The organism is Pantoea sp. SORGH_AS_0659, assembly GCF_031453915.1.
GTDB lineage: Bacteria > Pseudomonadota > Gammaproteobacteria > Enterobacterales > Enterobacteriaceae > Pantoea > Pantoea leporis.
This window is the reverse complement of record NZ_JAVJAK010000001.1, coordinates 4,215,917-4,242,700: the sequence shown is the minus strand read 5'-3', so window position 1 is coordinate 4,242,700 and position 26,784 is coordinate 4,215,917. Positions and strand designations below refer to the sequence as shown.

23 protein-coding genes and 1 pseudogene are annotated in these 26,784 nt (G+C 58.8%); 4 read left to right on the top strand and 20 right to left on the bottom strand.

Going from position 1 to position 26,784, the window contains the following annotated elements:
• Window positions 1–103 precede the first annotated feature (103 nt).
• The gene (locus Q3H59_RS19890; protein ID WP_309836519.1) at window positions 104–1,036 is read left to right on the top strand and encodes a helix-turn-helix domain-containing protein; all 933 of its coding nucleotides are present in this window, start codon (window positions 104–106) and stop codon (window positions 1,034–1,036) included.
• On the opposite strand, the gene Q3H59_RS19885 is transcribed toward Q3H59_RS19890, so the two are convergent.
• The 10 genes from Q3H59_RS19885 to Q3H59_RS19840 form a co-directional block, all read right to left on the bottom strand.
• Window positions 1,021–2,016: an acyltransferase gene (locus Q3H59_RS19885; protein ID WP_309836518.1), complete on the bottom strand. Its 996-nt coding sequence runs from the start codon at window positions 2,014–2,016 to the stop codon at window positions 1,021–1,023. The genes Q3H59_RS19890 and Q3H59_RS19885 overlap by 16 nt on opposite strands.
• 114 nt (window positions 2,017–2,130) lie before the next feature.
• Window positions 2,131–3,246: a mandelate racemase/muconate lactonizing enzyme family protein gene (locus Q3H59_RS19880; RefSeq protein ID WP_101763852.1), complete on the bottom strand. Its 1,116-nt coding sequence runs from the start codon at window positions 3,244–3,246 to the stop codon at window positions 2,131–2,133.
• Between the two features lie 32 nt (window positions 3,247–3,278).
• Window positions 3,279–4,040: a GntR family transcriptional regulator gene (locus tag Q3H59_RS19875; protein ID WP_101763851.1), complete on the bottom strand. Its 762-nt coding sequence runs from the start codon at window positions 4,038–4,040 to the stop codon at window positions 3,279–3,281.
• Window positions 4,041–4,054: 14 nt separating this feature from the next.
• A complete protein-coding gene (locus tag Q3H59_RS19870) occupies window positions 4,055–5,431 on the bottom strand; it encodes an amidohydrolase family protein (protein WP_309836754.1) in 1,377 nt (458 codons plus the stop codon).
• Window positions 5,431–6,354 carry an ABC transporter substrate-binding protein gene (locus Q3H59_RS19865; RefSeq protein WP_309836515.1) on the bottom strand — a complete coding sequence of 308 codons (924 nt, stop codon included), beginning with the start codon at window positions 6,352–6,354 and terminating at the stop codon, window positions 5,431–5,433. The genes Q3H59_RS19870 and Q3H59_RS19865 overlap by 1 nt, the downstream gene beginning before the upstream one ends.
• A complete protein-coding gene (locus Q3H59_RS19860) occupies window positions 6,354–7,397 on the bottom strand; it encodes an alpha-hydroxy acid oxidase (protein WP_309836513.1) in 1,044 nt (347 codons plus the stop codon). The genes Q3H59_RS19865 and Q3H59_RS19860 overlap by 1 nt, the downstream gene beginning before the upstream one ends.
• Complete coding sequence (locus Q3H59_RS19855; RefSeq protein WP_110867864.1) at window positions 7,381–8,910, bottom strand: amino acid ABC transporter permease/ATP-binding protein; 1,530 nt, start codon at window positions 8,908–8,910, stop codon at window positions 7,381–7,383. The genes Q3H59_RS19860 and Q3H59_RS19855 overlap by 17 nt, the downstream gene beginning before the upstream one ends.
• Before the next feature lie 55 nt (window positions 8,911–8,965).
• Window positions 8,966–9,862 carry a transporter substrate-binding domain-containing protein gene (locus tag Q3H59_RS19850; protein WP_101763846.1) on the bottom strand — a complete coding sequence of 299 codons (897 nt, stop codon included), beginning with the start codon at window positions 9,860–9,862 and terminating at the stop codon, window positions 8,966–8,968.
• Between the two features lie 116 nt (window positions 9,863–9,978).
• On the bottom strand, window positions 9,979–10,950 hold the full coding sequence (locus Q3H59_RS19845) for a D-2-hydroxyacid dehydrogenase (RefSeq protein ID WP_210081042.1): 972 nt from the start codon (window positions 10,948–10,950) through the stop codon (window positions 9,979–9,981).
• A complete protein-coding gene (locus Q3H59_RS19840) occupies window positions 10,950–11,342 on the bottom strand; it encodes a RidA family protein (RefSeq protein ID WP_309836509.1) in 393 nt (130 codons plus the stop codon). Before Q3H59_RS19840 ends, Q3H59_RS19845 begins: the two co-directional genes overlap by 1 nt.
• A gap of 347 nt (window positions 11,343–11,689) precedes the next feature.
• On the opposite strand from Q3H59_RS19840, the gene glyQ reads away from it, so the two are divergent.
• Complete coding sequence (glyQ, locus tag Q3H59_RS19835; protein ID WP_008105242.1) at window positions 11,690–12,601, top strand: glycine--tRNA ligase subunit alpha; 912 nt, start codon at window positions 11,690–11,692, stop codon at window positions 12,599–12,601.
• Window positions 12,602–12,617: 16 nt separating this feature from the next.
• Window positions 12,618–14,681, top strand: coding sequence for a glycine--tRNA ligase subunit beta (glyS, locus tag Q3H59_RS19830; RefSeq protein WP_309836753.1), 2,064 nt, complete (start codon window positions 12,618–12,620; stop codon window positions 14,679–14,681).
• Between the two features lie 68 nt (window positions 14,682–14,749).
• On the opposite strand, the gene Q3H59_RS19825 is transcribed toward glyS, so the two are convergent.
• From Q3H59_RS19825 to fdnG, 9 genes and pseudogenes are all read right to left on the bottom strand, one after another.
• On the bottom strand, window positions 14,750–14,995 hold the full coding sequence (locus Q3H59_RS19825) for a type II toxin-antitoxin system RelE/ParE family toxin (RefSeq protein ID WP_233501802.1): 246 nt from the start codon (window positions 14,993–14,995) through the stop codon (window positions 14,750–14,752).
• A 10-nt stretch (window positions 14,996–15,005) separates the two neighbouring features.
• Window positions 15,006–15,290, bottom strand: a complete 285-nt coding sequence (locus tag Q3H59_RS19820) for a type II toxin-antitoxin system ParD family antitoxin (protein WP_061719305.1) — start codon at window positions 15,288–15,290, stop codon at window positions 15,006–15,008.
• A gap of 111 nt (window positions 15,291–15,401) precedes the next feature.
• Window positions 15,402–17,255, bottom strand: coding sequence for a selenocysteine-specific translation elongation factor (gene selB / locus Q3H59_RS19815; RefSeq protein WP_309836505.1), 1,854 nt, complete (start codon window positions 17,253–17,255; stop codon window positions 15,402–15,404).
• A complete protein-coding gene (selA, locus tag Q3H59_RS19810; protein WP_309836504.1) occupies window positions 17,252–18,631 on the bottom strand; it encodes an L-seryl-tRNA(Sec) selenium transferase in 1,380 nt (459 codons plus the stop codon). The genes selB and selA overlap by 4 nt, the downstream gene beginning before the upstream one ends.
• 8 nt (window positions 18,632–18,639) lie before the next feature.
• Complete coding sequence (locus Q3H59_RS19805) at window positions 18,640–19,251, bottom strand: glutathione S-transferase (protein ID WP_309836502.1); 612 nt, start codon at window positions 19,249–19,251, stop codon at window positions 18,640–18,642.
• A gap of 117 nt (window positions 19,252–19,368) precedes the next feature.
• On the bottom strand, window positions 19,369–20,295 hold the full coding sequence (gene fdhE, locus Q3H59_RS19800; protein ID WP_277974333.1) for a formate dehydrogenase accessory protein FdhE: 927 nt from the start codon (window positions 20,293–20,295) through the stop codon (window positions 19,369–19,371).
• Window positions 20,295–20,937 (bottom strand): annotated as a pseudogene (gene fdoI / locus Q3H59_RS19795) (formate dehydrogenase cytochrome b556 subunit). Before fdoI ends, fdhE begins: the two are co-directional and overlap by 1 nt.
• On the bottom strand, window positions 20,937–21,836 hold the full coding sequence (gene fdxH / locus Q3H59_RS19790) for a formate dehydrogenase subunit beta (protein ID WP_309836500.1): 900 nt from the start codon (window positions 21,834–21,836) through the stop codon (window positions 20,937–20,939). Before fdxH ends, fdoI begins: the two are co-directional and overlap by 1 nt.
• Before the next feature lie 12 nt (window positions 21,837–21,848).
• On the bottom strand, window positions 21,849–24,908 hold the full coding sequence (gene fdnG / locus Q3H59_RS19785; protein WP_309836498.1) for a formate dehydrogenase-N subunit alpha: 3,060 nt from the start codon (window positions 24,906–24,908) through the stop codon (window positions 21,849–21,851).
• 172 nt (window positions 24,909–25,080) lie between these two features.
• Here fdnG and fdhD point away from each other — a divergent pair, with 172 nt between their 5' ends.
• Window positions 25,081–25,872: a formate dehydrogenase accessory sulfurtransferase FdhD gene (fdhD, locus tag Q3H59_RS19780; protein WP_309836496.1), complete on the top strand. Its 792-nt coding sequence runs from the start codon at window positions 25,081–25,083 to the stop codon at window positions 25,870–25,872.
• Here fdhD and Q3H59_RS19775 read toward each other — a convergent pair.
• Window positions 25,869–26,645 (bottom strand): DeoR/GlpR family DNA-binding transcription regulator, encoded by a 777-nt coding sequence (locus Q3H59_RS19775; RefSeq protein ID WP_101763832.1) that lies wholly within the window; start codon window positions 26,643–26,645, stop codon window positions 25,869–25,871. The two genes, fdhD and Q3H59_RS19775, sit on opposite strands and share 4 nt — an antisense overlap.
• Window positions 26,646–26,784 lie beyond the last annotated feature (139 nt).

The following is a 26,784-nucleotide window of genomic DNA, read 5'->3' as shown; positions in this document are numbered from 1 at the left end:
GAACCGATCGAGAGTATACGCACGATCAGCTCCCTCGCCCGTTTACGGGAGAGGGTTGGGGTGAGGGGGGAAAAAAACACACCAAACCCAACCGGAGCGCACCATGCCGCAGTCCGTCTTCTTTCTCGTGCTTCCCGGCGTGATGGCGCTGGATCTCACTGGCCCCGCTGAAACCCTGCAGCTGGCCGACGGCCACTTCGCGCTGCACTACATCGGCCCGCAGCCGAGCGTGCTGTGCTCCACCGGCATGACCCTCGCCGACATCGCGCCCTTGCCCGCACAACTGCCGGATAACAGCCTGCTGGTGGTGCCAGGCGTACACGATTCGCGCGTCTGTTTCGACACTGAACCGGCCGCGATAGCGCGTGACTGGCTGCGCCAGCAGCAGACAGCGATTACCGATCAGCGCATCACGCTGGTGTGCATCTGTTCCGGCGCATTGCTCTCGGCGCAGGCGGGATTGCTGGATGGCATCCAATGCACCACGCATCATGATGTGTTACCGCGCCTGAAAGTGGCAGCGCCAGCGGCGTTGGTAAAAGATAACCGGGTTTTCGTCGAAGATGGCGGCATCTGGACCAGCGCGGGCATTACTGCGGGTATCGATCTGGCGCTGCATCTCATCAATCGGCTGTGCGGCGCGCCGCAGGCATTGAAAGTGGCGCGCGAAATGGTGGTGTGGTTCCGCCGTTCCGGCGACGATCCGCAACTGTCGCCGTGGCTGCGCTATCGCAATCACATGCATCCGGCGATTCATCGCGCGCAGGATGTGATGATTGCCCATCCCGAACATGATTGGTCGCTTACCGCGCTGGCCGAACGGGCGCACGTCAGCGAGCGTCATCTGACGCGCCTGTTCCGCCAGCATCTGGGCATCAGCGTGCGCGAATACCACGAACAGCTGCGCTTAGTGATTGCGCGGCAACGCCAGCAGCAGGGCGAAGCGGCGGAGAAAGCGGCGCTGGCCGCCGGATTCTCCTCGGCACGCCAGCTACGCCGCGCGCACCAGCGCTGGGACGATCAGCTCACCAGATGACGCTTATCCACGCGTTGTAATCCCATTGCCAGCAGCAGGCTGCCGATCAGCGTCATGCCCATCACCCACGGCAAATCGAGCCACGGGCGCGACATGTCGTCGTAGTGATGAGTACGCAGAAAGTGGATAAACAGCGCGTGAAAACCATAGATCGGCAGGGAATAGCGCGAGAGGGTGGCGAGCCCCGGCAGCGCGCGCTGATTCAGGGTGTTTTTGAACAGAATCAACAGGCTGATGGCGGCAATAAACACCAGTGGCCCGCAGTAGAGATACCAGGTATCGTTGAACGCGCCGTTGATTTTCAGCATCTGTTTGGTGCCGAGCGCAATGCCAATCACGCAGGCCACAAAGCCCAATCCCGCCAGCCAGCTGATGCTGCGCTTGTCGGTCTGCATACAGCCAATCGCACGCCCGAGCAGCGCATACAGCAGGTAATAGATGCTGTCGCCGCTGACATACAGATTCACCGGCAGCCAGTGGAATGGCCCCAGCGATTGGCTCACGGTATTCGGATTCGCCAGCACCGCCAGCACGATCACCAGTATCGCGACATAGCGCGGTGCCACGCTTTTCACCTGAATCAGCGGGGATAACAGATAGATGCCGATAATGGCGAAGAAGAACCACAGGTGATAGAACACCGGTCTTTGCAGCAGTTTGAGCAGCGATCGACCTTCGCTGATCGGCGTCAGCCAGGTGATATAGGCCAGCGCCACCGCGCTGTAGAACAGCAGGCACAGCACGATGCGCAGCAGATGCCGCCCTTGTGCGCTGCGTTCGCCGAAAAACAGATAGCCTGAAATCATAAAGAACAGCGGCACACAGACGCGTGACGCTGAGTTAAGCAGGTTCGCCACATCCCAGCTCAGGCCTGTTACCGCCATCGGCCCGGTGATGTACCAGGTTGTGGTGTGAATGACGATCACCATCAGACAGGCAACCGCACGTAAGTTGTCGATCCAGTAAATTTTTTGCTGCATGGCACCCTCTTGCATTGGCTGCGAAGAAGGGTAGCCAGTGAGCCGCGCGCCAACAACCTTTTGCGTTGTAATTCAGATCACTCTGTTACCAGGTCGCCATAAATGGCGACCTGGTTAATCACGCACCAAAAACGTCTCGATCACCGCTTCGTCGGGTTCAACGCCGAGGCCTGGCTCGCTCGGCAGCCACGCGTAACCGTCGGCGATGCGCACCGGATTCTTCGCCAGCGAGCGGCTGATTTCGCCCGGCTCGACGCAATACTCCATCACCAGCGCATTCTCAATCGCGCACAGGAAATGCAGCGAGGCGGCGGTATTAATGTCGGTGGTGAAGTTGTGGTTGCACACTTTGCGTCCACGGCTGTGCGCGTAGCTGGCGATCTCCATTGCCTGCGTAAAGCCGGTGCGCGTCAGGTCGATCTGCACGATATCGATGCCGCCTTCATCTATCAGGCGCTGGAAACCCGTTACCGAACACTCTTGCTCACCAGCGGCGATATGCTGCTGGCAGGCGGCGGAGACCTGGCCGTAACCCGCGTAGTTATCGGGATGCAGCGGCTCTTCAATCCAGAACAGATTGAGGTGTTCATAGCGCTGGCTGCGGCGGATGGTGGTTTTCGCATCCCACACGTGGCCGACGTCCAGCATCAGATCCACATCGTCGCCCATCGCTTTACGTAGGGCGTCGAGATAGCGCAGATCCAGCGCTTCGTCAGTGCCAAACGGCTCCCAGCCAAACTTCACGCCGCTATGGCCGGTATCCATCGCATGCTGCGCGCGCGCGACCGTCTCTTCCACGCTGAACTGGAACATGTTGGAGGAGTAAACGCGCATTTTGTCGCGCATGGCGCCGCCCAGCAGTTCAACAATCGGCTTGCCGAGTGCTTTACCTTTGATGTCCCACAAGGCGATGTCGATGCCGGCCATCGCCTGTAGTACCGCGCCGCTGCGGCCGTAATAGAGGGTGGCTTTGTGCATCTTCTTCCATAAACGGCCGGTTTCCAGCGGGTTTTCGCCGATTAACAGCGACTTCAGGCCGGTGACCATGGTGTGCGAATAGGGCGCTTCAATGATGGCTTTGGTGACATACGGGCTGCCATCCACTTCGCCCCAGCCGGTGATGCCGGCATCGGTGGTGATTTTGATCAGCAGCGCATCCTGAGAGCTGTCGGTGCGCTGCTCAATCACTGGCAGGCGCAGGTAAAACGCCTCAACGTTAATGATTTTCATGGTGTTTTCCCTGGTGTAAAGGCAAGGCGAAATTAGCCGAGAGCGGAACGGTGCTGTCGGCGCTGTGTTATCAGGGTTTCGTAATCCACGTCCAGCGCCTGAATGCGGATGTGGTTCTCAACCTCGTCGGTCATTTTGGCGATGTCGCCATCGGCAAAGACATTAATCAGCCGCTGATGCTCCTCGATGATGTCGCTCATCGATTTGCCCATGGTGGAGAGGCCGAAAATCACCGTCAGCTGACGGGCAATCGACTCCCACAAATTGCTCAGCACCGGGTTGTGCGCGAAGCTGCACAGCGTGCGGTGGAAATCGGTATCGGCGGAGGCAAAACCGTAAACGTTATCGCTTTGCATCATCGCCTGCATCTGCGCCACGCCCTGATAGAGCTGATTAAGCTGCTCAGCGCTGTTGCGTCCGGCCTCAATCGCGCGGCGACAGGCCAGCGTCTCCAGCGGGATGCGCACATCAATAATCTGCTCCAGCCGCTGATGCGAAATCTCCATCAGGCGGATACCTTTATACGGCTCGCTGGTGACAATGCCCTGGCTCTCCAGAATGCGCAGCGCTTCGCGGATCGGCACGCGGCTCATACCGAGTTTCGCCACCAGCTCGGGTTCTGCGATGCGGTCGCCGGGCAGGATCAGGCCGCGCGAGGCGGCGCTGAGAATGGCATCCACGGCGTGATCGACCAGCGTGCGCGGACGCGCGCTATTCCAGCTGTTATCGGTGGCCGCGTCCTGCGCCAGCGGGGCGCTGTTTTTACGACGAGCGGTAGAGGGTTTTCCTGCCATGTTGTTTATCCTGTTTAGACCTGTCGGGTCACGAATTGACCGAAGCCGGGTTCAACCTGCATCTGGTCATCCTGGAATACCGTGACGCCACGAATCAATGTGCGCACCACTCTACCCTGACAGCGCATCCCTTCAAATGCGCTCCACTTGCCGAGTCCCTGAAAATTGGCGCCGCGCACCGTCCAGCTTTGGCTGGCGTCGTAGAACACCAAATCGGCGTCGAAGCCGGGCGCAATCGCCCCTTTTTTGCCCCATAGCTGGAAGGCTTTGGCCGGGCCGCTGGCGGTCATGCGCGCAAACTCGCTGAGCGCCACGCCACGTTCAATATGGGCCGCGCTGAAGAACATCGGGCTGAGGGTTTCCACGCCGGTGAGGCCCATGCCCGCCTCCCAGATGCTGGCTTCACCCGCCTGTTTTTGTGCGGGCGTGTACGGACAATGGTCAGACGCGATCATGTCGATATCGCCGCGCAGCAGCACCTGCCACAGCGCATCCACCACCGGACGTGGGCGGATTGGTGGGCCGCAGCGCGCGTTGGGGCCGATGCGCACCAAATCGTCTTCGTCGAGCAGTAAATAGTGCGGACAGGTTTCGAAGCTGGCGCGTACGCGGGTTTTGGCAGCGACAATGGTTTCCGCCGCGCGCGCCGAGCTGACGTGCACGATATGGCAGCGCGCGCCGGTATCTTCGGCAATCGCTAACACGCGTCCCACCGCTTCGATCTCGGCGATTTCCGGCCCCGCCAGCGCATGAGCGCGCGCATCTTTGCGTCCGGCGCGGCGCTGTTCGCTGCCAGCACCGATCAAAATGTCGTGATTCTCAGCGTGCACGCCAATCAGCCCGTCGAACGTGGCCAACTCGCGCATGGCGCGCAGCAGGCCGTCATCGTCGAGACGCGGCAAACCTTTCTCGTCGGTGGCGTCGCCGTTGGGTGCGCCGCTGCACAGGAAGGCTTTGAAGGCCAGCGCACCGGCCTGATCCAGCGCCGCCAGTTCATGCACGTTATCTCCGTCTAACCCAGCCCACAGGGCGTAATCCACCGAGCAGTTGTCTGCCAGCCAGCTTTTCTTAGCGCTGAAGTTAGCCAGCGATGTCGCCGGTGGCAGCGAATGCGGCATTTCGACGATGGTGGTGACGCCGTGCGCCGCCGCGCCGTGCGTGCCTTCACGCAGCTCCTGTTCGGGAAAATCGTGCGAGCCGGTGAAATGGGTATGCACGTCAATCGCGCCGGGCACGATGATCAAGCCACGTGCATCGATCACCTCGTCAACGCCGTGCGTGATGGCGTTAGGCGATAACACGCCACTGATCTTGCCGTTTTCGATCAGCAGATCGGCCAATTCAGCGCGGGTTTCTGTCACCACCAAACCATTAATAATCAGCTGTTTCATCATTCTGCTCCTGCCTGCGTCACCAGCGCCGCATACGGCACCGGCTGTGAAGAGTCGAGCCAGCCGATAGCAGTTAACAGCTGGCTGAAATGCGCAAACTCAGCGCGCGGAATCACGCAATCTGGCGCAAACACGCCAGCCTGTTGATAGGCCGCGAGGCCGTGCACCAGCGCCTCGCGCGGATAATCGGGGTAAAACGCCTGCACCTGTTGCGCCAGCGCAGTGGCGTCATGGTTGGCGATCCACGTCAGCGCCTGGGCAATGGCGCGGGAGAAGGCGGCGAAAGCGGTGGCTTTCTCCTGCAATACATCGGTGCGGGCGATGTAGGCGCTCCAGGGTACGTGGCCGCACACGCTGGCGAGGCTGCTGATGTTGTGGAGTTGTCCGGCGGCGATGGCGGGCGCCAGCATATGCATGGCGTGCAGCGCATAATCGGCTGCCCCCTGGGCCACGGCGGTGAAATCCCGCGCCTGATCGCCGCTGCCGGCGATCAGCTCAACGTCATCCTGCAAACCGTGACGCGCCAGCAGCCAGCGGAACGTCAGCGTGGCGGTGCCGACATTGCCGACATCCAGCACACGTTTGCCGCGCAGATCGCTGAGCTGAAAATCGGGCTGCGCCTGCGCCGCCGCAAGAAACCACGGATTGGCCGCCACCGAGGCGCAGAAACACTGCAACTCTGCGCCGTGCTGCTGAAAATGCTTCATCACCACCATCGGGCCGCCCAGCGTGAGATCGGCGTCGCGATTCAGCACTGCGGGAACCTGGCCGCCTTGTACCGTATGCCCGCCTGATTCGCTGGTGGTGAAGATCACCTGCAGCTGCTCTGCGGCGAACAGGCCGAGGCTGTGCGCCAGATAGTGCGCGCAGTAATAGATGCGGGATTCGCTGGCATCGCCTTGGTTGAAAATCAGTGTCTGCATCAGTGGCGCTCCTCGGTGATAAAGCTGCCGTTCAGCGCCGCCATATCGCTGACGCCGCACCAATGACTAATGGCCGTAACTTCATTGATCCAGCCGGAAAGCAGATCGAACACCGCACTCTCGCCACCGGCGACTAAAGCACTGATGATCGGGCGCACGCTGAGCGACAGCGACGCGCCAAGACAGCGCGCCACCACCGCATCGCTGCCGCAGCGTACGCCGCCATCCAGCAGCAGCGGCAGCCGCGTCACCGCCTGCAAGTCGGGCAGCTGATCGACCGGCGTAGCCCAGCGCGCGCTCTGGCGCAGGCCGATGTTTGAGGCAATCACTCCGCTGACGCCGTGCTGCGCAGCCTGCGCCGCATCGTCATGATGCAAAACGCCTTTCAGCCACAGCGGCAGTTGATGATTAGCGCAGTGCGCCGCTACCTCGTCAATCTCCTGCCAGCGCCACACCGGAAAAGCCGGCAGCGGCGCAACACCCGGCTGCGTGCCGCCGATGGTGTGCCAGCCGCGCTGTTTCAGGGCGTCGCCGATAGAGAAGCCGCCGGGCTGTAACCCGGCCACCGGATGCACCGGCGCCAGCACCGTGAGCACGATATTTTTGAATCCGGCCTGCGCGGCCTGGTCGATCAAGGCGTTGATGCGGCCGACATCCCCCGCCGCGCGCAGTTGCAGCCAGCAGCGGTCGTACTCGGCGCCAATCTGCTCCAGCGTTGTGACGCTCTCTTCGGAGATCACTAGCGGCAGTTGCAGACGTTTGCAGGCGCGCGCAATCGGCAGCACACCTTCGTCGTGAAAAATTCGGTCACCGGCAAACGCGCCGACGCCAATCGGCGCGGACCAGTTTTGCTGGTGCAGGGAAATCTGCGTGTCGATGCTTTCATTGCCCTGCAGCACGCGCGGTAACAGACGAAAGCGGCGTAGCGCCTGCTGATTGGCATCGGGTTCATTACCCAGCGCATCGGCCGGTTGGCCCTGCATATAGCGGAACAGCGCATCACCGAGGCGCTCGCGTGCCGTGAGTTCAAAGCGCGTTGGCATGTGGCGCCTCCGCAGCATTTTCATGTTCAAGGAAGGTGGCAAAAGCCGGCGTTTGCGGATTTTGCAGAATCGTCGGCGGGCCTTCTTCAATCAGCGCGCCATCCTGCAGGAACACCACGCGATCGGCAACGCCCGCCGCAAATGCGATGTCGTGGGTGCTGATGATCATGGTGATGCCGGTCTGCGCCAGACTGCGCATGGTTTGGTTCACTTCGCGCACCAGTTCGGGATCGAGCGCGGAAGTCGGTTCATCAAACAGCAGGATTTGCGGTTCTGCCGCCAGCGCGCGCGCAATGCCGACGCGCTGTTTCTGTCCGCCGGAGAGTTCGTGCGGCAGCGAGGCGGCGAAATCACCGAGTCCTACCATTTTCAACGCGCGCATCGCTTTGCCGCGCGCGATTTCCGGCTGTGCGCCCTGCACGCGCAGCAGAATGCTCATCACGTTTTCCAGCGCGGTAAGATGATCAAACAACGCGAAGTGCTGGAACACGATGCCAATGCCCGACTTGGCGCGGTTCACCGGCAGATGTCGCTGCGCCAGCGCGCGACCGTTTTCGTCGCTGCCCATGAAGTGGCCTTCAGTCTGAATGGTGCCGCTGCTGCGTGGCGTCAGCGCCAGAATCGATTTCAGCAGCGTACTTTTGCCCGAACCGGAGCGACCAAGCAGCACCACCACTTCGCCGCGACGGACGGTTAACGACAGCGATTTCAGTACCGCTTTACCGGCGTAGTCGACGCACAGCTGATTCACTTCCAGCACCGGCGCAGCGGTTTGCGTATCCCAGCGCCGTTTTGGTAGCTGCATCGGCATCACGTCTGCTTCCGGCGGCAGTTTCGCCAGGCGCGCGCGTGCCCGTCGCGCACGTTCATCAAGGTTGTAGAACTTCTCCAACCACCACTGACCGCCCGCCAGCAGCGTGGAAAGAATCAGGTAGATGCCGCCCGACGCGACCAGCACCGGAATAAACAGGAAGTTTTGCGACACAATCGCCTGGCCGCGCATCGTCAGCTCATTGACGCCCACCACCGAAGCCAGCGAGGTGGATTTCAGCAGCCCGACAGTTTCATTGCCCATGGTGGGCAGTATGGCGCGCAGCGCCTGCGGGATCACCACGTGAATCATCTCTTTGCTGCGCGAATAACCGAACGCCTGCGCCGCCATGCTTTGATCGCGATCGGTCGCCATAATGCCGCCGCGAATGATTTCGGCGCAGAAGGCGGTTTCGTTGATCATCAGGGCGATAAGCGCGCTGGTGAACGGGCTCAAACGCAGACCAAATTCCGGCAGCACGTTGTACAGCAAAATCAGCTGCAGCAGCACCGGCGTGCCGCGCAGCGTATAGATGTAAATCTTCACCGGCACGCGAATAAACCCGTGCTTTGAGCTGCTGGCTAACGCCAGGAAAAAGCCAATCACAATGCCGCCCGCCAGCGCGCCAATCAGCAGCTGCACGGCGATAACAGCGCCTTCCCACAAGTAGGGGAAAGTCAGGTACTTAAGAAAATCATCCAAGGCGTTATCCTCCTCAACGCCTCGGTTAAGTCACCGAGGCGGCTGAGTTTATGCATTAACCACGCGCAACCACTGGACGCTCGGCAGCGCTGCCCTGGCCCCAGTAATCCAGCAGTTTTTTCTGTGCGCCGCTCGCCTGAATCACCTTCATCGCGTCCAGCACCGCCGCGCGCAGCGTGGCGTTGTCTTTGGCGATCGGGAAGCCCACCATGATCGGCAGATCCACGGTAAAGCCGCTTTGCAGCGATTTGTCCGCTTTGGCGATGGCAACGGCGGAACCGGCTTCGGTCAGATAGACGTCCGCGCGACCGCTTTTCACCGCCTGAATGCTGTTGTCGGTGTTCTGCACCATCAACATGCTGACTTCGGGCTTACCGGCGGCGCTGCATTTAGCGCTTTGTTCCGGCACCAGTTTGTTGGCTTCGTACGAACCCGCTGCGGCGGCGACGGTTTTGCCGCACAGATCATCGACGCTGTTGATTTTCTTCGGGTTGCCCTGTGCCAGCACCGAACCATCCTGCACCTGCATCGAGGCGACGAAGGCGATCTGCTTCATGCGTTCTTCGGTGACGTACAGCATCGGACCGATATCCGCGCGTCCGCTGGCGATCGAGGTGAGCAGCACGTTGAACGAGCCACTTTGGTAACTGTGTTTCGCGCCGAGGCAGCTGCTGATGCGCTCGAACAGGGAAGGATCGAGACCTTCAATGATGCTGGGATCTTTTTCCGATGGCGCTTCAAAGCCTTTGGTGTAGCCGCCGAGGCCGACGACCAGATCTTTGCCTTTCAGCGAGGGATATTTGGTTTGCAGTGCTTTGCACTGCGCCATCGCCGCGAAGTCGCTGGCGGCAGGCGTGATGGGATCGGTGCTGGCTGCGTGGGCGCTGGAGATGCCCGCCAGTAAGCTGCCGCTAAGACCAGAGATTAACAAAGCAGTGCGTGCAAATTTCATAATAAGGTTCCCCTGATGCTGGTGAATGAGAAAGCGATGACCTTGTGATTTATGAACGTCTTTGGTGCTTTTTTAGGTGGTCGCCATGAATGGCGGCCCTACGGAAATATCGGGGGTTAATAACCTCGTGCCGGATCAACCTGATTACGCAGCGGTTGTCCGTGGCGGAAGCGCGCCAGGTTATCGATAAACACGTCAAGGCAACCGGCGAGGTAGGCGCTGTGATCGTCAAGGCTGCAGTGCGGTGTCATCACCACGCCGGGCGTGTGCCACAGCGGGTCGTCGGCCGGTAGCGGCTCTTGCGGATAGACATCCAGCACCGCGCCGGCCAGTTCGCCTACGTTGAGTTTTTCGCGCATCGCGCTGTAATCAAACACATCGGCGCGTCCAACAATCACGATACCAGCGCGTGCGGGCAGCAGATCGAGACGGCGGCGATCGAACAGATTGCGGGTTTGTGGCGTCAGCGGCAGCGTCGATACCACCACATCCACCTGCGGCAATACCTCGTCTAGCGCATCAATACGGATGCAGCGCGCCACGTTGGCATCGCACTGGCCGCTGCGCGTCACGCCAATCACGCGATAGCCTTGCGCCGTCAGCAGAGTTGCCGCTGCGGCGCCAATGCCGCCCACGCCCAGCAGCAGCACGATTTTGCCGCGTGCGCAGCCGCCAAAGGTCGGACGCCACACACGCTGCGCCTGATCCTGCAGAAAACCGGGAATGCCGAAGTTGAACATCAGCGCCGCCATCAAAATGAACTCGGCACCTTTATCGCCGTGTACGCCAGAAGCATTGGTGAGCGTCACGCCTTGCGGCCAGTGCGCCAGCCACTGCTCAACGCCAGCGGACATCACCTGCACCCAACCCAGACGCGGCGTGCTGAACTGATCGAGCGCCAGCTTACGGCCGCTCCACAGAATGTCGCAGCGGGCGAGGAAGTCGGCGGTCTGCGCCGGATCGCGGTTTTCGCTCAGCGTGAAGTGGCTGCGCAACGGCGGATGCGCGTCGAGCTGCAGTTGCAGCTGCTCGACAGAGAGATGGAGTGCGCGCGGTGCGCTGGCGTCGTTCTCGATATGAATATGCATCAGCGCATCGCCGTCACTTCCATCTCGACCAGCAGGTCAGGATGGTTGAGTTGAATGCCCACGGTGGCGCGCGCCGGAAAGGGGAACCGGAAGAATTCACTGTAAGCGGCATTCATCGCGCTGAACGCGCTGAGATCGGTCAGGTAAACAGTGACGCGGACCACGTTGTCGAAGGTCATGTTCGCTTCGCTCAGCAGATCGCCGACGTTTTTCAACACCTGACGCGTCTGGCTGGCGATGTCGTTGCCCATAATCTCGCCGCTGTAGGGATCAATCGCCACCTGGCCGGAAATGAACAACATCGGTTCGTGCAGCACGGCGGCGGAGAGCGGCGCAGGCCCCATTGGGCGGTCGCTGGCGTTCATGCCGGGATAACTCAACGCAATCTTCATGGTGAAATCTCAAGCAAAACTATTTCACCGCAATTTCGTATACGATTACACGAGTGTCAACGCGCAATTTTTAACCATTGGGTCGAAATGGTGATGTTCATCACGTAATAGGATTAGCTGATATATCGATCAAGATTATGATATGTAAGATTTTAATGAAAATTTTATGTTGAGTGCTCGCGATGAGTGTGAATCGTATACGATTTTCTTATTGTTCTGTTTTTGCCCGCTAAACCTTGCCGTAATCGCTTGCGCACTGGCCTGGATTTCCGGCTGCACAATCCGCGGTCAAAGGGTATACTGGCGCACTCTTTTTTTAACCGATCCGTATCGCGTGCGAATTCAACATGCAAAAGTTTGATACCAAGACCTTTCAGGGCCTGATCCTGACCTTGCAGGATTACTGGGCGCGTCAAGGCTGCACCATTGTCCAACCGTTGGACATGGAAGTGGGCGCCGGCACCTCACACCCGATGACCTGTCTGCGTGCCTTAGGCCCAGAGCCGATGGCGACCGCTTACGTGCAGCCATCTCGTCGTCCAACCGATGGACGTTACGGTGAAAACCCGAACCGTTTACAGCACTATTACCAGTTCCAGGTGGTGATTAAGCCCAACCCGGACAACCTTCAGGAGCTGTACCTTGGATCGCTGAAAGAGCTGGGTATGGATCCCACCATCCACGACATTCGCTTTGTCGAAGACAACTGGGAAAACCCAACGCTGGGCGCGTGGGGACTCGGTTGGGAAGTGTGGCTGAACGGCATGGAAGTGACGCAGTTCACTTACTTCCAGCAGGTTGGCGGCCTCGAGTGTAAGCCAGTAACCGGCGAGATCACCTACGGCTTAGAGCGCCTGGCGATGTACATTCAGGGCGTAGACAGCGTTTACGATTTGGTGTGGAGCGACGGTCCGTTCGGTAAAACCACCTACGGCGAAGTGTTCCATCAGAACGAAGTGGAGCAGTCGACCTATAACTTCGAATACGCTGACGTCGACTTCCTTTTCACCTGCTTTGAGCAGTATGAGAAAGAAGCGCAGCAGCTGCTGGCACTGGAAAAACCGCTGCCGCTGCCGGCTTACGAGCGCATTCTGAAAGCGGCGCACAGCTTTAACCTGCTGGACGCCCGCAAAGCGATTTCGGTTACCGAACGCCAGCGCTATATCCTGCGTATCCGCACCCTGACGAAAGCCGTGGCGGAAGCCTATTATGCGTCCCGTGAGGCGCTTGGCTTCCCGATGTGCAATAAAAACAAGTAAGAGGCAGCCATGACCGATAAAAACTTTCCTGGTGGAAATTGGCACCGAAGAGTTGCCTCCGAAAGCGCTGCGCAGCCTGGCAGAAGCCTTTGCTGCGCATTTCACCGCTGAACTTGATAGCGCCGGTCTGGCGCACGGCGAAGTCAGCTGGTTTGCTGCTCCGCGCCGTCTGGCGCTGAAAGTGGCCCAGCTGGCTGCCGCGCAGCCGGATCGCGAAGTTGAAAAACGTGGCCCAGCAATCGCCGCCGCGTTTGATGCCGATGGCAACGCCACCAAAGCGGCCGAAGGTTGGGCGCGTGGTAACGGCATCACCGTGGCGCAGGCCGAACGTCTGAGCACGGATAAAGGTGAATGGCTGGTGCATCGCGCTGCAATCACCGGCGAAAGCGCGCAGGCGCTGCTGCCCGCTATGGTGGCTACCGCGCTGAGCAAGCTGCCAATTCCTAAGCTGATGCGCTGGGGCGCGAGCGACGTGCAGTTTGTGCGTCCGGTGCACACCGTTACGCTGCTGCTGGGTGACGAGCTGATTCCCGCGAAGATTCTCGGTATTAAATCCGATCGCGTGATTCGCGGTCATCGCTTTATGGGCGAGCCAGAATTCACCATCGACAACGCCGATCAATATCCGCAGCTGCTGCTGGATCGCGGTAAAGTGGTGGCGGATTACGCCGCGCGTAAAGCCAAAATCAAAGCGGATGCGGAAGCGGCAGCGCAGAAAATTGGCGGCATCGCCGATCTGAGCGAAAGCCTGCTGGAAGAAGTGACCTCGCTGGTGGAGTGGCCGGTGGTGCTGACGGCGAAATTCGAAGAGAAGTTCCTCGCGGTGCCAGCTGAAGCGCTGGTTTACACCATGAAAGGTGACCAGAAGTACTTCCCGGTGTACGACGCGGCGGGCAAGCTGCTGCCGAATTTCATCTTCGTCACCAACATCGAATCCAAAGATCCACAGCAGATCATCGCCGGTAACGAGAAGGTGGTGCGCCCGCGTCTGGCGGATGCCGAGTTCTTCTTCAACACCGACCGCAAAAAGCGTCTGGAAGATAATCTGCCGCGTCTGGAAACCGTACTGTTCCAGAAAGAGCTGGGTACGCTGCGTGATAAAACCGATCGCATTCAGGCGCTGGCTGGCTGGATTGCCGCGCAGATTGGCGCTGATGTGAACCACGCTACCCGCGCGGGCTTGCTGTCGAAATGTGACCTGATGACCAACATGGTCTTCGAGTTCACCGACACCCAGGGCGTGATGGGCATGCACTACGCGCGCCACGATGGCGAAGCGGAAGATGTGGCGGTTGCGCTGAATGAGCAGTATCAGCCGCGCTTTGCCGGTGACGATCTGCCGTCAAATCCTGTGGCCTGCGCCGTGGCGATTGCCGACAAAATGGACACCCTCGCGGGTATCTTCGGTATCGGTCAGCATCCGAAAGGCGACAAAGATCCGTTCGCACTGCGCCGTGCTGCGCTGGGCGTGCTGCGTATCATCGTGGAGAAAAACCTGCCGCTCGATCTGCAAACGCTGACCGAAGAAGCGGTGCGTTTGTACGGCAGCAAGCTGAGCAACGCCAAAGTGGTCGATGAAGTGATCGACTTTATGCTGGGCCGTTTCCGTACCTGGTATCAGGAAGAGGGCCACAGCGTTGACACCATTCAGGCGGTGCTGGCGCGTCGTCCAACCCGTCCGGCTGATTTCGATGCGCGCATGAAGGCGGTTTCGCACTTCCGTACGCTGGAAGCGGCCGCCACGCTGGCTGCTGCCAACAAACGTGTGTCGAACATCCTGGCGAAATCGACCGAAACCCTGAACGACAGCGTGCAGGCTTCCCTGCTGAAAGAGAACGAAGAGATCCAACTGGCGACCTTCGTGACCGCGCTGGGCGACAAGCTGCAGCCGTACTTTGCAGAAGGTCGCTATCAGGATGCGCTGGTTGAACTGGCGCAGCTGCGCGAAGCGGTAGATAACTTCTTCGATAAAGTGATGGTGAACGCTGACGATCAGGCGGTGCGTATTAACCGTCTGACGCTGCTGGCACAGCTGCGCCAGCTGTTCCTGCAGGTGGCGGATATTTCACTGCTGCAGTAATTGGCGTGGTCGCCATGAATGGCGATGCTACAAAATAAAGGGGACGAGAGATCGTCCCTTTTTTGTTTTCAAAACTCGGCGCTAACGTCCTGCGAGTGGTGCAAGATACGCCCGATGAAAATTTCATCCACTTCAGCGCGGTAGATCACAATATGCTGTTCGAAAGGCAGCGAATAGATCTGCTGACCTAAATCCGGTCGTTTACGACCTAAATCAAACATGGCGAGTTTGTCGAAGAGCTGAGCGAATCTGGCGCTATAGTCATCAGCTAACTGCTCTCCATAATTCCAGTAGCCATAAATCCAGATCTTCATTAGATCTGCATCAGCTTCCGGTTTTATCGTGATGGTCCTTTTCATAAATGCCTACCCTGGCTTTTGCTCGTCTTAGAAAATCTTCATGATCCCACTCTTTTCCCGGGCCGCTTTCAAAGCCCTCTCTGACCAACTCTCTGAGCTTTTCCAGCTTTGATTCCGCCTGCTTCTCACGCAGCAAGCGCAGCGAGTCTCGCACCACTTCGCTTTGCGTACGGTAGTCGCCGGATTCAACCAGAGATTCAACAAACTCGCGCAGTTCATCGCCTAAATCGATCGTCATGGTACGTGCCATCATCGTCATCCCGTGTAAGAGTATTTCTTACATTCTGGCACTTTTTTGCGCAACAGGGAATGCGCGTTACAGCGCAGTTACAGGCTGAACTGCGAGGCAACGCGAGAGATTTTAGGCAGATGAGACGGGAAACAGGCGGTCGTCGCGCAACAGATGATCGTTACCACGGCGGCGGGTGAAGCCGCTGCGGTCGAAGAATTCCAGAATCTGTATCGCCACTTTGCGCCCGGTGCCAAGCTGGTTGCGGAAGTCGGCGGCGCTGGTGCTGCCCTCTTGCGCGGCACGTTGGCGAATCAGATCGGCGAAGATCTGGATCTGGTCGCTGCGATAGTAGCGATCGCGTACGATCGCGGTGATATGTCCGAGCCGCGCAGCAGTGAGCAGCAGCGAGCGAATCGCCTGTTCATCCTGCTGCAGCGCCAGCGCGATATCGCGCACCCACAGCGGCTGATCGCCAAACAGCGGGCCGACCTGCTGCCAAAGAGCTTCTTCCTGCGGATTAAAGCGCGGTTCGAAGTCGGGCAGATGCAGCCAGCCTTGTCGCTGTTGTAGCTGACCTTGCGCCAGCAGCTGATCAATCAGCGCTAACACCCATTCCGCAGGCTGATGCGGCATTGCCACACGACGCAAACGATCGTGGCCGATGCCCGGCATCTCGGGATGCTGCTGATGAAAATGCGCCAGTGATTCCAGCAGCTTTTGCCGCCATTGTGCTGCCTGCGCGGCACTCATCAGCGCGTTATCAAGCTGCACCGGTGCTGCATGCTCGATCAGTGCATCCAGCGCGGGCTCGGTAAGCTGGCGCGCCCACGCCAGGTCACGCCGTTCTGTCGGTTGATAGGCCAGATGCGCCTGCAGGCTGGCGTCATCATCTTGTGCGGCGGCCAGCTGCTGCAGCCAGGCAAGATACTCCGCCTGACGTTTGCCGCGCTTTTTACTGTTGAGCAGCAGCACGCGCGCGCCGCCCAGCGTGTGCTGTGCGTTGCTGTCGCGGATAATCAGCCGATCGTTCTCGGCCAGCCACAGCGGTTGGTTCAGCACCAGTTCCGCGACATCATCCGCCAGCAGCGTAATGCGTCCAGTGACGTGGCTGGCGGCGTGGTGGAGATGAATCGGCTGCGACGCGCTCTTCAGCGGCTGCAGCAAGCGCAGCGCCACGGTTAAGCGCGTGGTGCCTTCCGCTCTGGCCTGTGACAGCAGCCAGTCGCCGCGCGCGATCTGCGCTTTTTCCACATCGCCGACGATATTCAATGCGATACGTTCACCGGCTTGCGCGCGCGTCACCGATTGGTTCTGCGCATGCAGCGCGCGCACGCGCAGCGGCAGATTCAGGCTGCTAAGCCAAAGAGTATCGCCGACGTTCACTTCGCCCGACAGCGCGGTGCCGGTGACCACCAATCCGCTGCCTTTCAGCGTGAAGGCGCGATCGATAGCGAGACGGAAACGGTAACGAGAGTCGAAGGCCGGTTCCGCCAGCGTGCTGAGATGCTGGCGCAGCGCGTCGATGCCTTGCTGGGTGTGGCTGCTGGTGACAAATTGCGGCACCGCCGGCCAGCCGAGTTGCTGCGTGAGCTGCGCCACCTGCCGCTGGACTTCCGCGATGCGCGCTTCATCCACGCGATCGGCTTTGGTTAGCGCGACGCTGAGCGGCGGCTGTCCGGCCAGGCTCAGCAATTGCAAATGTTCGCGGGTTTGCGGCATCACGCCATCGTCGCAGGCCACCACCAGCAGCGCATGATGAATGCCGCCAATGCCCGCCAGCATATTGGCGAGAAATTTCTCGTGGCCTGGCACATCAATAAAGCCGAGCACGCGACCATCCGGCTGCGGCCAGTACGCGTAGCCGAGATCGATGGTCATGCCGCGCCGTTTCTCTTCCGGCAGGCGATCGGCATCCACGCCGGTTAATGCCTGTAGCAGCGCGGTTTTGCCGTGATCGACGTGTCCAGCGGTGGCAATAATCATGACGCTAAGGCCCGAATCAGCGCGCTTTCATCATCAAGGCAGCGCAGATCCAGCCACAGTTTGCCTTCCTGAACGCGGCCAATCACCGGGCGCGCTAAGCTGCGCCAGCGCTGTGACAAATTGACGAGCTGGCTACCGCGCCCATCGCGTGGCGTGAAGGTGAGGGCGAAACTGGGAAGGCGTTCAACCGGTAGCGATCCGCTGCCGATTTGGGATGAACAGGGCGCAATCGCCAGCGAAAAGTCATCTCGATAAATCTGTTGTAACGCGGGCAGCAATCGTTCAGCTTGTTGCTGAATATCCTGCGCTGGACGAGTGAGCAGCCGCAGCGTCGGCAGGGCTTCACGCAGCGTTTCCGGCTGACGATAGAGCTTTAGCGTGGCTTCCAGCGCCGCGAGCGTCATTTTGTCGACGCGCAGCGCGCGTTTCAGCGGATGCGACTGGAGCTGATCAATCAGCGTCTGCTTGCCGACGATAATCCCCGCCTGCGGACCGCCGAGCAGTTTGTCGCCGGAGAAACTTACCAGACTGACGCCTGCGGCGATCAGCTGCTGCGGCATCGGTTCAGCCGGCAGACCAAATTCGGTCATATCGATCAGCGATCCGCTGCCAAGGTCGGTGATTACCGGCAATTGATAAGCGTCACCCAGCTCAACCAGTTCCGCTTCCGTTACCGCATGGGTAAAGCCCTGAATCTGATAATTGCTGGTGTGCACCTTCATCAGCAGGCCGCTGTTTTCCGCGATGGCGGCGCGATAATCTTTCAGGTGTGTGCGGTTGGTGGTGCCCACTTCCACCAGTTTGCAGCCCGCCTGGCGCATCACGTCAGGAATGCGGAAGGCGCCGCCAATTTCCACCAGCTCGCCGCGCGAGACAATCACTTCGCGCCCCGGCGCTAACGCGGCCAGCATCAATAACACGGCGGCGGCATTGTTGTTAACGATACAGGCCGCTTCCGCGCCGGTTAACTCGCACAGCAGCGCGCTAACCGCACGATCGCGGTGGCCGCGCGCCGCATCATCCAGCGCGTATTCCAGCGTGACCGGCTGACGCAGGCAATTCACCACCGCGTCGATAGCGCGATCGCTCAGCTGTGCGCGGCCAAGATTGGTGTGCAGCACGGTGCCGGTGAGATTGAACACCGGACGCAGCGCACTTTGCTGCTGTTGCTGGCTGCGGCGCAGCGCTTCATCCGGCCAGTTCAGGTGCCACTCTGGCAAGGTTTGGTGCTGCTGAATGTGGTCGCGCGCTTCCTGCTGCATGCTGCGCAGCTGGCGCGTGGCGAAGGCGGTTCCGTGATGCGCCAGCAGCGGCTGCAGCGCGGGATCGCGCAGCAGGCTGTCGATAGCAGGTAATTGACTGTACAGGGTTTTCATCGGGAGACTTACAGAGAGGGCGGAACGGTGCGGGCAAAGCTTTCGCGCGCAAACAGGTTTTCGGCCAGCTTCACCAGCGCCGGGCGATTTACGCACCAGTTTGGCAGCACGCGGCGGAAGTTGAGGTAACCAATCATGCAGCCGGTGGCGATATCGGCCAGATTGAGCGTGCCGCTATTGAGCCATTCGCCTTGGGCGGCGACGGTTTCTAGCGCATCGAGGCCGCGTTGGATTTTGTCACGGTTGCGCAGCAGCACCTCTTCAGATTGCTGATCGCCGGGACGCATCTGCTCGCGCACGATCATCACCGCCGCATCGTTAATGCCGTCGGCCAGTTTTTCCAGCTGACGGATGTGCAACGCATGCAGCGCATCATCGGGCAGCAGCGCAGGCGCATCGCCGCGCAGTTCAATGACTTGCGCGATGATTGAAGAGTCGAACCAGGTGAGCTGGTTGTCGTCAATCAGCGCCGGTACTTTGCCCAGCGGATTGTACTGCGGTACATCGCTGTCATCGATCCACGGAGAGTGATTAACGAATTCGAAAACCAGGCCTTTTTCCAGCAATATCACTGATATTTTGCGGACAAAAGGGCTGGTGTAGCTGCCAATCAGTTTCATCGTGCGCCTCCGTGTTGAATGAAAATACGCGATAACAAACCGCACATATCCCTGGCGGCGCCCTGGCACAATGCGCGATAAATCGCGCCGCTACGGACCGCAGAAACATGGGAAAAGCTAATCGCCGGGGAACATAAACGGATTCAGACTGCTGCGGGCGAATCCTTCTTGCTCCATGCGGGCATCCAGCACCAGCGAAGCCAAATCATCGGCCACCGGCTCCACGGCGGGATCCTTCTCCTGATACAACATCTTCAGGTAGGTACCGCAATCGCCGCAACTCTCTGCTTTCACCGCCGCTTTTTCGCTGTCCAGCGACCAGTAATGCAGATCGCCGGTTTGTTCACAGTTGGAGCACTTGCTGCGCACTACATACCATTCGCTTTCACACAGATTGCAGTGCAGATAGCGCAGCCCTTGCTGACCCACGCTCATGTGCACCACGCTGGTGACCGGCACGCTGGCGCATACCGGACAGAACTGGCGATGCTCACCGTATTCCGCACGCGCTTTGCCGGGAATTAATGCTGCCATCTGCGCCCAGTAAATCGACAACGCCGCCCAGATGAACGGCGATTTGTCGCTGCTCACCTGCGCGAAATCGCCTTCCAGCAGCGCATGCGCCAGATTTTCCAGTTCGGTAGTGGAGGATTTTTCCAGATTCTCCAGCACTGCCAGCGCCTGGCCGCTCATCTCTGGCTTCAGCTCGGCGATCAGCGAATGCAGCAAACGCTGCCAGTGCGCATCGCGCGGATAGGTGTGGATATCGAGCGGCGGTTTGCCCTGCTCGGCGCTCTGCGTCAGCCGCTGCTGCAGATCAAGCTGTAGCGGATGGTCATACAGCACGATCTCCTGCGCCTCGGCGATCACCGCAGCAAAGCGCAGGTAATCACCCAGCGGATTCTTCGCGGCCAGGTCGCGCAAACGTGCCGCACGGCGGCTATACAGATTTTTCAGCCGGGGGAAAAGTAACGGCGGAACGTGCTCCGCCGTGTGCTTTTCGCTTTTCTCCAGCTGGTCCTGCGGGATGATGCGAATACTCATCAGGGACGTTTTTCCTGTTGTGTTTGGCGTTGGCGCTGCTCGCGATACCAGCGTGGGTGATGTTTCTTCGCCCACGCGGCCGGAACCCAGCCCTCAACCATGGCGGTAATGGTGCCTTTTACCCACAACGCGGCGTAAATGTGCACCATAATCACCACGATCAGCGCCACAGCTGAGACCGAATGCACAACTAGCGCGATGCGAATCAGCGGAATAGTAAAGGCACCGGCAAAGTACGGGCGCCAGATAACAATTCCGCTCACCAGCAGCAAGACTAAGCTGATGATAGCAGCCCAGAACACACACTTCTGCCCGAAGTTGTATTTGCGCGGTATCGCCGACCTCTTCGTTTTGCACGATTTTGTGGATGTTTTTCGCCCAAACCAGGTCTTCGCGATTGATCAGATTATGTTTCCAATAGCGTAAGAACATGATGATAAAGGCGGCAAACATCACCGTGCCAACAAACGGATGCAGGATACGCGCCAACTGCGGCGTGCCGAGCACGTGCATCAGCCAGTTAAACGACGGGAAAAAGAAACCCAGTCCGCTCAGCGCGGCGAGCACAAAACAGAACGCCACAATCCAGTGATTGATGCGTTCCGGTGCGCTGTAGCGCACCAGACGATCGCGTTTTTTCATTATTCGCGCTCCTCTTTTTCGTGCAGATTCTCGTCCTCATCCTCTTCCACGCGGTTTGGCCCTACGCCAACGTAGTGGAACACGGATGCAGCAAAGGTAGCGGCAAAACCGATCGCCGCCAGCGGTTTCCAGATCCCTTTCCAGAACGTTACCGCCGGGCTGATGCTCGGATTATCCGGCAAACCGTGATAGAGCTGCGGTTTGTTGGCGTGATGCAGCACGTACATCACGTGCGTACCGCCGACGCCTTCCGGATCGTACAAGCCGGCGTTGGCATAGCCGCGCGTGTTGAGCTCGGCCACGCGTTCACCGGCCAGCGCCTGCATATCGCTTTTGCTGCCGAAGTGAATCGCGCCGGTCGGGCAGGTTTTCACGCACGCCGGTTCCTGACCGACATTGACACGATCGACGCACAGCGTGCATTTATACACGCGGTTGTCCTCTTTATTCAGACGCGGCACATCGAACGGACAGCCCGCAATGCAGTAGCCGCAGCCAATGCACTGTTCTGACTGAAAATCGACGATGCCGTTGGCGTACTGAATAATCGCGCCTTCAGATGGGCAGGCTTTCAGGCAGCCGGGATCGGCGCAGTGCATGCAGCCATCCTTGCGGATCAGCCACTCTAACTTGCCGTTCTCCTCCACTTCTGAGAAGCGCATCACCGTCCAGGATTTGGCGGTCAAATCGGCGGGATTGTCGTACACCCCAACGTTATGTCCCACTTCATCGCGGATATCGTTCCACTCCGAGCACGCCACCTGACACGCTTTGCAGCCGATGCAGGTGGTCACGTCGATCAGTTTCGCCACTTCCTGCTGATGGTTACGTGCCTGCGGGGCAGGCGTGAGTCCATTGGTGGCGGAGCGGCGGATAATGTCTTGAGATTGATAAGTCATATTCGTTCTCCGTTACACCTCATCGAACACTTTCACGATGTTGACCAGGAATGCTTTGAACTCCGGCGTTTGCGTATTGGCGTCACCGACAAATGGCGTCAATGTATTGGCAATGAAGCCTTTTTTTGCCACGCCCTGATACCCCCAGTGAATCGGAATACCGATAGTATCAACAGATTTACCGTCAACATTCAGTCGTCGAATACGCTTAGTGACTACGGCTTTAGCTTTGATGTAGCCGCGGTTTGAGGTGACTTCAACCGTGTCGCCTTGTCGAATCCCTAACTCATCTGCCAGTGTCTCTCCGATTTCAACGAACTGTTCCGGCTGCGCGATGGCATTGAGCCGCGCGTGTTTGGTCCAGTAATGGAAATGCTCGGTGAGGCGATAAGTGGTGCCGACATACGGGAACTGCTCCGCCTGGCCCATCGAAGCCAAATCGTCCTTGAACACGCGCGCCGCCGGGTTGGATACCACGTTCGGATGCAGCGGGTTGGTGCCGATTGGCGTTTCAAACGGCTCGTAGTGTTCCGGGAACGGACCTTCGGCCATTTTATCGAGCGCAAACAGGCGGCCCATGCCTTCCGGCTGCATGATGAACGGCCCGACATCGCTGCCGGGTGCGGCGGCGCTGTAGTCCGGCACATCCATGCCCCCCCATTTGCTGCCATCCCACTTCAGGATCTGACGTTTCGGATCCCACGGATTGCCTTGCGGGTCAGCCGAGGCGCGGTTGTAGAGAATGCGGCGGTTGAGCGGCCACGCCCAGCTCCAGTTCAGCGTGTTGCCCAAGCCGGTAGGATCGGTGTTGTCGCGGCGCGCCATCTGGTTGCCGTCCGGCGTCCAGCTGCCGGCGAAAATCCAGCATCCGCTGCTGGTGCTGCCGTCATCTTTCAGATGGGCAAAGGTGCTGAGCTGTTGGCCTTTTTTTACCAGCAGCGTGCCTTTGTCATCGTATACATCCGCCAGCGCTTTGCCGTTGTTCTCCATCGCCACTTCTTCCGGCGCCGGATTTTCTGGCGTCAGGTAGTTCCAGCTCATGTTCAGCACTTGCTCAGGCAATGCACCGCCTTCACTGGCGTACATTTTGCGCAGGCGTGAATAGATGCCGGAAAGAATCTCGCCGTCATTCAGCGCTTCGCCCGGTGCATCCTGACCTTTCCAGTGCCACTGTAGCCAGCGGCCGGAGTTAACGATCGAACCGTTCTCTTCGGCGAAGCAGGTGGATGGCAAACGGAACACTTCGGTCTGAATTTTTGACGGATCAACATCGTTAAACTCGTCGTGATTCTCCCAGAAGGTGGCAGTTTCGGTGTTGAGCGGGTCGATGGTGACGAGGAACTTCAGCTTCGACAGTGAATCAATCACTTTGCGCTTGTTCGGGAACGACGCCACCGGGTTGAAGCCCTGGCACAGATAGCCGTTAACCTTGCCTTGCGACATCATCTCGAAGTACTGCAGCACGTCGTAGCCTTTATCCCACTTCGGCAACCAGTCGAAGCCCCAGCTGTTTTCCGCCTGAGCTTTGTCGCCGAAGAAGGCTTTCATCTGGCTGACAAAGAATTTCGGGTAGTTGCTCCAGTAGTTCACCTGGCCCGGCAGCAGCGCTTTCGGCGTGTTGGCAGCAAGATAACTCTGCAGATCGGTGTGTTTTTCCGACGGCAAAGTCATGTAACCCGGCAAACTTTGCGACAGCAAACCGAGATCGGTCAGCCCCTGAATATTCGAGTGACCGCGCAGCGCATTGATGCCGCCGCCAATCATGCCCATGTTGCCGAGCAGCAGCTGAATCATCGCCATGGTGCGGATGTTCTGCGCACCGACCGAGTGCTGCGTCCAGCCGAGCGCATACAGGAACGAGGTGGTGCGATCGCGCGCGCTGGTTTCGCCAATCAGTTCACACACATGCAAGAAGTCCGCTTTTGGCGTGCCGCAGATGCGTTCAACAATTTCTGGCGTGTAACGGCTAACGTGCTGCTTCAGCAGGTTCCATACGCAGCGTGGATGCGTTAGCGTGGTGTCGCGTTTGGCGAATCCGTCGGCGTCCAGCTCGTAGTTCCAGCTGGTTTTGTCGTATTTGCGATTCTCTTCGTCGTAGCCGCTGAACAGGCCATCTTCAAAATGATAATCCTCGCGCACGATCAGGCTGGCATTGGTGTAGGCCTGCACATATTCATGCTGGATTTTGTCGTTTTGTAGCAGCCACAGCAGGACGCCCGACAGGAAAGTGATGTCGGTGCCCGAACGAATCGGCGTATAGAAATCGGCTACCGATGCCGTACGCGTGAAGCGCGGATCGATAACAATCAGTTTGGCTTTGTTGTGAATCTTGGCTTCCATCGCCCAGCGGAATCCCACAGGATGCGCTTCAGCGGCGTTCCCGCCCATCACAACGATCAGATTGGCATTACGGATGTCGACCCAGTGATTGGTCATCGCACCGCGACCAAATGTTGGAGCAAGACTTGCTACCGTTGGTCCGTGTCAAACGCGTGCCTGGTTGTCGACCGCTAACATGCCGAGCGATCGGGTAAATTTCTGGGTTAAATAGCCGGTTTCGTTGCTGGAAGCGGAAGCACAGAGCATGCCGGTGGAGAGCCAACGGTTTACCGTCACGCCCGCAGCGTTTTGCGCCACAAAGTTAGCGTCGCGGTCCGCTTTCATTAGCCTGGCGATGCGATCAAAGGCATCGTCCCAGCTAATGCGCTGCCATTTATCGGAGCCTGGCGCGCGGTATTCCGGGTATTGCAGGCGACTTTCACTGTGGATGAAGTCGAGCAGGCCTGCGCCTTTCGGGCACAATGCGCCGCGGCTCACCGGATGATCCGGATCCCCTTCAATGTGGAAAATGGTCTCTTTGGCGTTTTTCGCGCCGTCACCGAGGCTGTACATTAACAAGCCACAGCCAACTGAGCAGTAAGTGCAGGTGTTACGGGTTTCGCGTGCGCGCAGCAGTTTATACTGTCGCGTTTCCGCCAGCGCTACCTCTGGCGCAAAGCCAAGCAGTGCTGCCGTTGTCCCTGCCATACCGCCAGCACAGACCTTGAAGAATTTTCTTCGGCTGACGTTCATGGATTATCCTTTCAACATGAATGATTTTTTACTTTTGCAGTGCAGTGAATCGGGCGTCACAATAACCCGACGAATATTGCGGCAATAGCGACCTAATATTACCACTACTTTAGTAAGGTTGTTATGTGAGGCGAAAAAAGTGACAGAGAATGAGCAGGAAAGTCACATTAATGTGAATAAGATCTCAGGTGCGGTGCAGGCGCAGGTGCATCAGCGGCGTGATATCAGCCTTGCGGAAACAGACTGGCTGGCGCAGGAAGTACCGGTGGCGCTGGTCTATAACGGCATTTCGCACGTTGTGATGATGGCGACACCCAATGATTTGGAAGCTTTTGCGATAGGTTTCTCGCTCTCGGAAGGCATTATTGCGCGCCCGGATGAAATCTACGGTATCGATGTGGTTTCGGGCTGTAATGGCATTGAAGTACAGATTGAACTCTCCAGCCGCCGCTTTATGGCGCTGAAAGAGCAGCGCCGCGCCATGGCTGGCCGCACCGGCTGCGGCGTGTGTGGCATGGAGCAACTCGATCAAATCGGTAAGCCATTACAGCCGCTGCCGTTCAGCCAAACCTTTGATTTAGCCAATCTGGATAAAGGCCTGGCGCAGCTGCGCGATTACCAGCCGATCGGCAATCTCACCGGCTGCACGCACGCGGCGGCGTGGATGTCACCGCAAGGCGAATTGCAGGGCGGGTATGAAGATGTCGGTCGCCATGTGGCGCTGGATAAATTGCTGGGGAATCGCAGCCAGCAGCCGTGGCAGCAGGGCGCGGTGCTGGTTTCCAGTCGCGCCAGCTATGAGATGGTGCAGAAATCCGCCATGTGCGGCGTGGAGATTCTGTTCGCGGTGTCAGCTGCGACACAGCTCGCCGTTGAGGTGGCCGAACGCTGCAATCTCACGCTAGTCGGCTTTAGTAAACCGGGCCGCGCCACGGTTTACAGCCATCCGCAGCGGCTGCGTTAAACCACCTGCACCTGCGGCAGCGCCTGTTGCAGCGCCGTCAGCGCGCCGGGTTTTACCGCGCCGCTGTCGCAGATCAGCAGATCGATTTCCGCAATCGCTGCATAAACGGTGCGGCTCATCACGCCGAGTTTGCTGTGATCCGCCAGTAAAATGGTGCGGTTCGCCTGCTGCACCATGGCGCGGGCAATCGCCGCTTCGTGGGGATGAAAACTGCTGGCACCGTTTTTAGCGTCGATGCCGACCGGCGAAAGCAGCGCCACATCGGCGCGATAACGATAAATTTCCCCAATCGTCATCTCCCCGCGCGTTTGCTGTGCGCCTGCCATCATCATGCCGCCAATTAAAATCACCTGATTATTCAGCGTCTCATGCTCTTCCGCTGCGCTCAGCGCCAGCGCGGCCTGCAGGCTGTTAGTGATGATGGTTAAACCCGACATGGTGCGCAGTTGTTCGGCCAGCATGGTGGTGGTGGTGCCGGCGTCAAGGAACAGCGTTTGGCCAGGCTGGAGATGTTGCGCGGCAGCAACCGCAATTGCGCGTTTCTCTTTCGCCTGCGCGTTACGGCGCACCTGCAGCGGCGGCTCTGGCTGGCTATCGACGGCGACCAAACCGCCATGCACCCGCCGCGCCAATCCCTGCGCTTCCAGCTCAATAATGTCGCGCCGCGCGGTTTCGCGCGAGATGCCAAGCTCATTGATGATGCGTTCGGTGCTGAGCTGATGTTGCGTGGTCAGCAGCGCGCGAATGCGGTGTAAGCGGGTTTCCTGCAGCATGACTTTTCCCTGTGGCGTGTTCAACCTGGGCCTAAGCTTACCTGAGTGTCATTGCGCCGTCATGTGTATTTGGTTGTATTTGTGTATTTGGTTGCATTTGTCGCCAAAGCAGGCATGATATTGGCAAACGGCGATTTCG

What these genes read in the sequence shown, in the direction of transcription:
- Q3H59_RS19890 (WP_309836519.1), top strand. Translation starts at nt 104, where the DNA reads ATGCCGCAGTCCGTCTTCTTTCTCGTGCTTCCCGGCGTGATGGCGCTG.
- fdxH (WP_309836500.1), bottom strand. Translation starts at nt 21,836, where the DNA reads ATGACTTATCAATCTCAAGACATTATCCGCCGCTCCGCCACCAATGGA.
- Q3H59_RS19875 (WP_101763851.1), bottom strand. Translation starts at nt 4,040, where the DNA reads ATGGCAGGAAAACCCTCTACCGCTCGTCGTAAAAACAGCGCCCCGCTG.
- selA (WP_309836504.1), bottom strand. Translation starts at nt 18,631, where the DNA reads ATGAAAACCCTGTACAGTCAATTACCTGCTATCGACAGCCTGCTGCGC.
- Q3H59_RS19865 (WP_309836515.1), bottom strand. Translation starts at nt 6,354, where the DNA reads ATGCAGACACTGATTTTCAACCAAGGCGATGCCAGCGAATCCCGCATC.
- Q3H59_RS19775 (WP_101763832.1), bottom strand. Translation starts at nt 26,645, where the DNA reads ATGCTGCAGGAAACCCGCTTACACCGCATTCGCGCGCTGCTGACCACG.
- selB (WP_309836505.1), bottom strand. Translation starts at nt 17,255, where the DNA reads ATGATTATTGCCACCGCTGGACACGTCGATCACGGCAAAACCGCGCTG.
- Q3H59_RS19870 (WP_309836754.1), bottom strand. Translation starts at nt 5,431, where the DNA reads ATGAAACAGCTGATTATTAATGGTTTGGTGGTGACAGAAACCCGCGCT.
- Q3H59_RS19805 (WP_309836502.1), bottom strand. Translation starts at nt 19,251, where the DNA reads ATGAAACTGATTGGCAGCTACACCAGCCCTTTTGTCCGCAAAATATCA.
- Q3H59_RS19885 (WP_309836518.1), bottom strand. Translation starts at nt 2,016, where the DNA reads ATGCAGCAAAAAATTTACTGGATCGACAACTTACGTGCGGTTGCCTGT.
- Q3H59_RS19820 (WP_061719305.1), bottom strand. Translation starts at nt 15,290, where the DNA reads ATGGCACGTACCATGACGATCGATTTAGGCGATGAACTGCGCGAGTTT.
- Q3H59_RS19845 (WP_210081042.1), bottom strand. Translation starts at nt 10,950, where the DNA reads ATGCATATTCATATCGAGAACGACGCCAGCGCACCGCGCGCACTCCAT.
- Q3H59_RS19880 (WP_101763852.1), bottom strand. Translation starts at nt 3,246, where the DNA reads ATGAAAATCATTAACGTTGAGGCGTTTTACCTGCGCCTGCCAGTGATT.
- Q3H59_RS19825 (WP_233501802.1), bottom strand. Translation starts at nt 14,995, where the DNA reads ATGAAGATCTGGATTTATGGCTACTGGAATTATGGAGAGCAGTTAGCT.
- Q3H59_RS19850 (WP_101763846.1), bottom strand. Translation starts at nt 9,862, where the DNA reads ATGAAATTTGCACGCACTGCTTTGTTAATCTCTGGTCTTAGCGGCAGC.
- glyQ (WP_008105242.1), top strand. Translation starts at nt 11,690, where the DNA reads ATGCAAAAGTTTGATACCAAGACCTTTCAGGGCCTGATCCTGACCTTG.
- Q3H59_RS19840 (WP_309836509.1), bottom strand. Translation starts at nt 11,342, where the DNA reads ATGAAGATTGCGTTGAGTTATCCCGGCATGAACGCCAGCGACCGCCCA.
- Q3H59_RS19860 (WP_309836513.1), bottom strand. Translation starts at nt 7,397, where the DNA reads ATGCCAACGCGCTTTGAACTCACGGCACGCGAGCGCCTCGGTGATGCG.
- fdhE (WP_277974333.1), bottom strand. Translation starts at nt 20,295, where the DNA reads ATGAGTATTCGCATCATCCCGCAGGACCAGCTGGAGAAAAGCGAAAAG.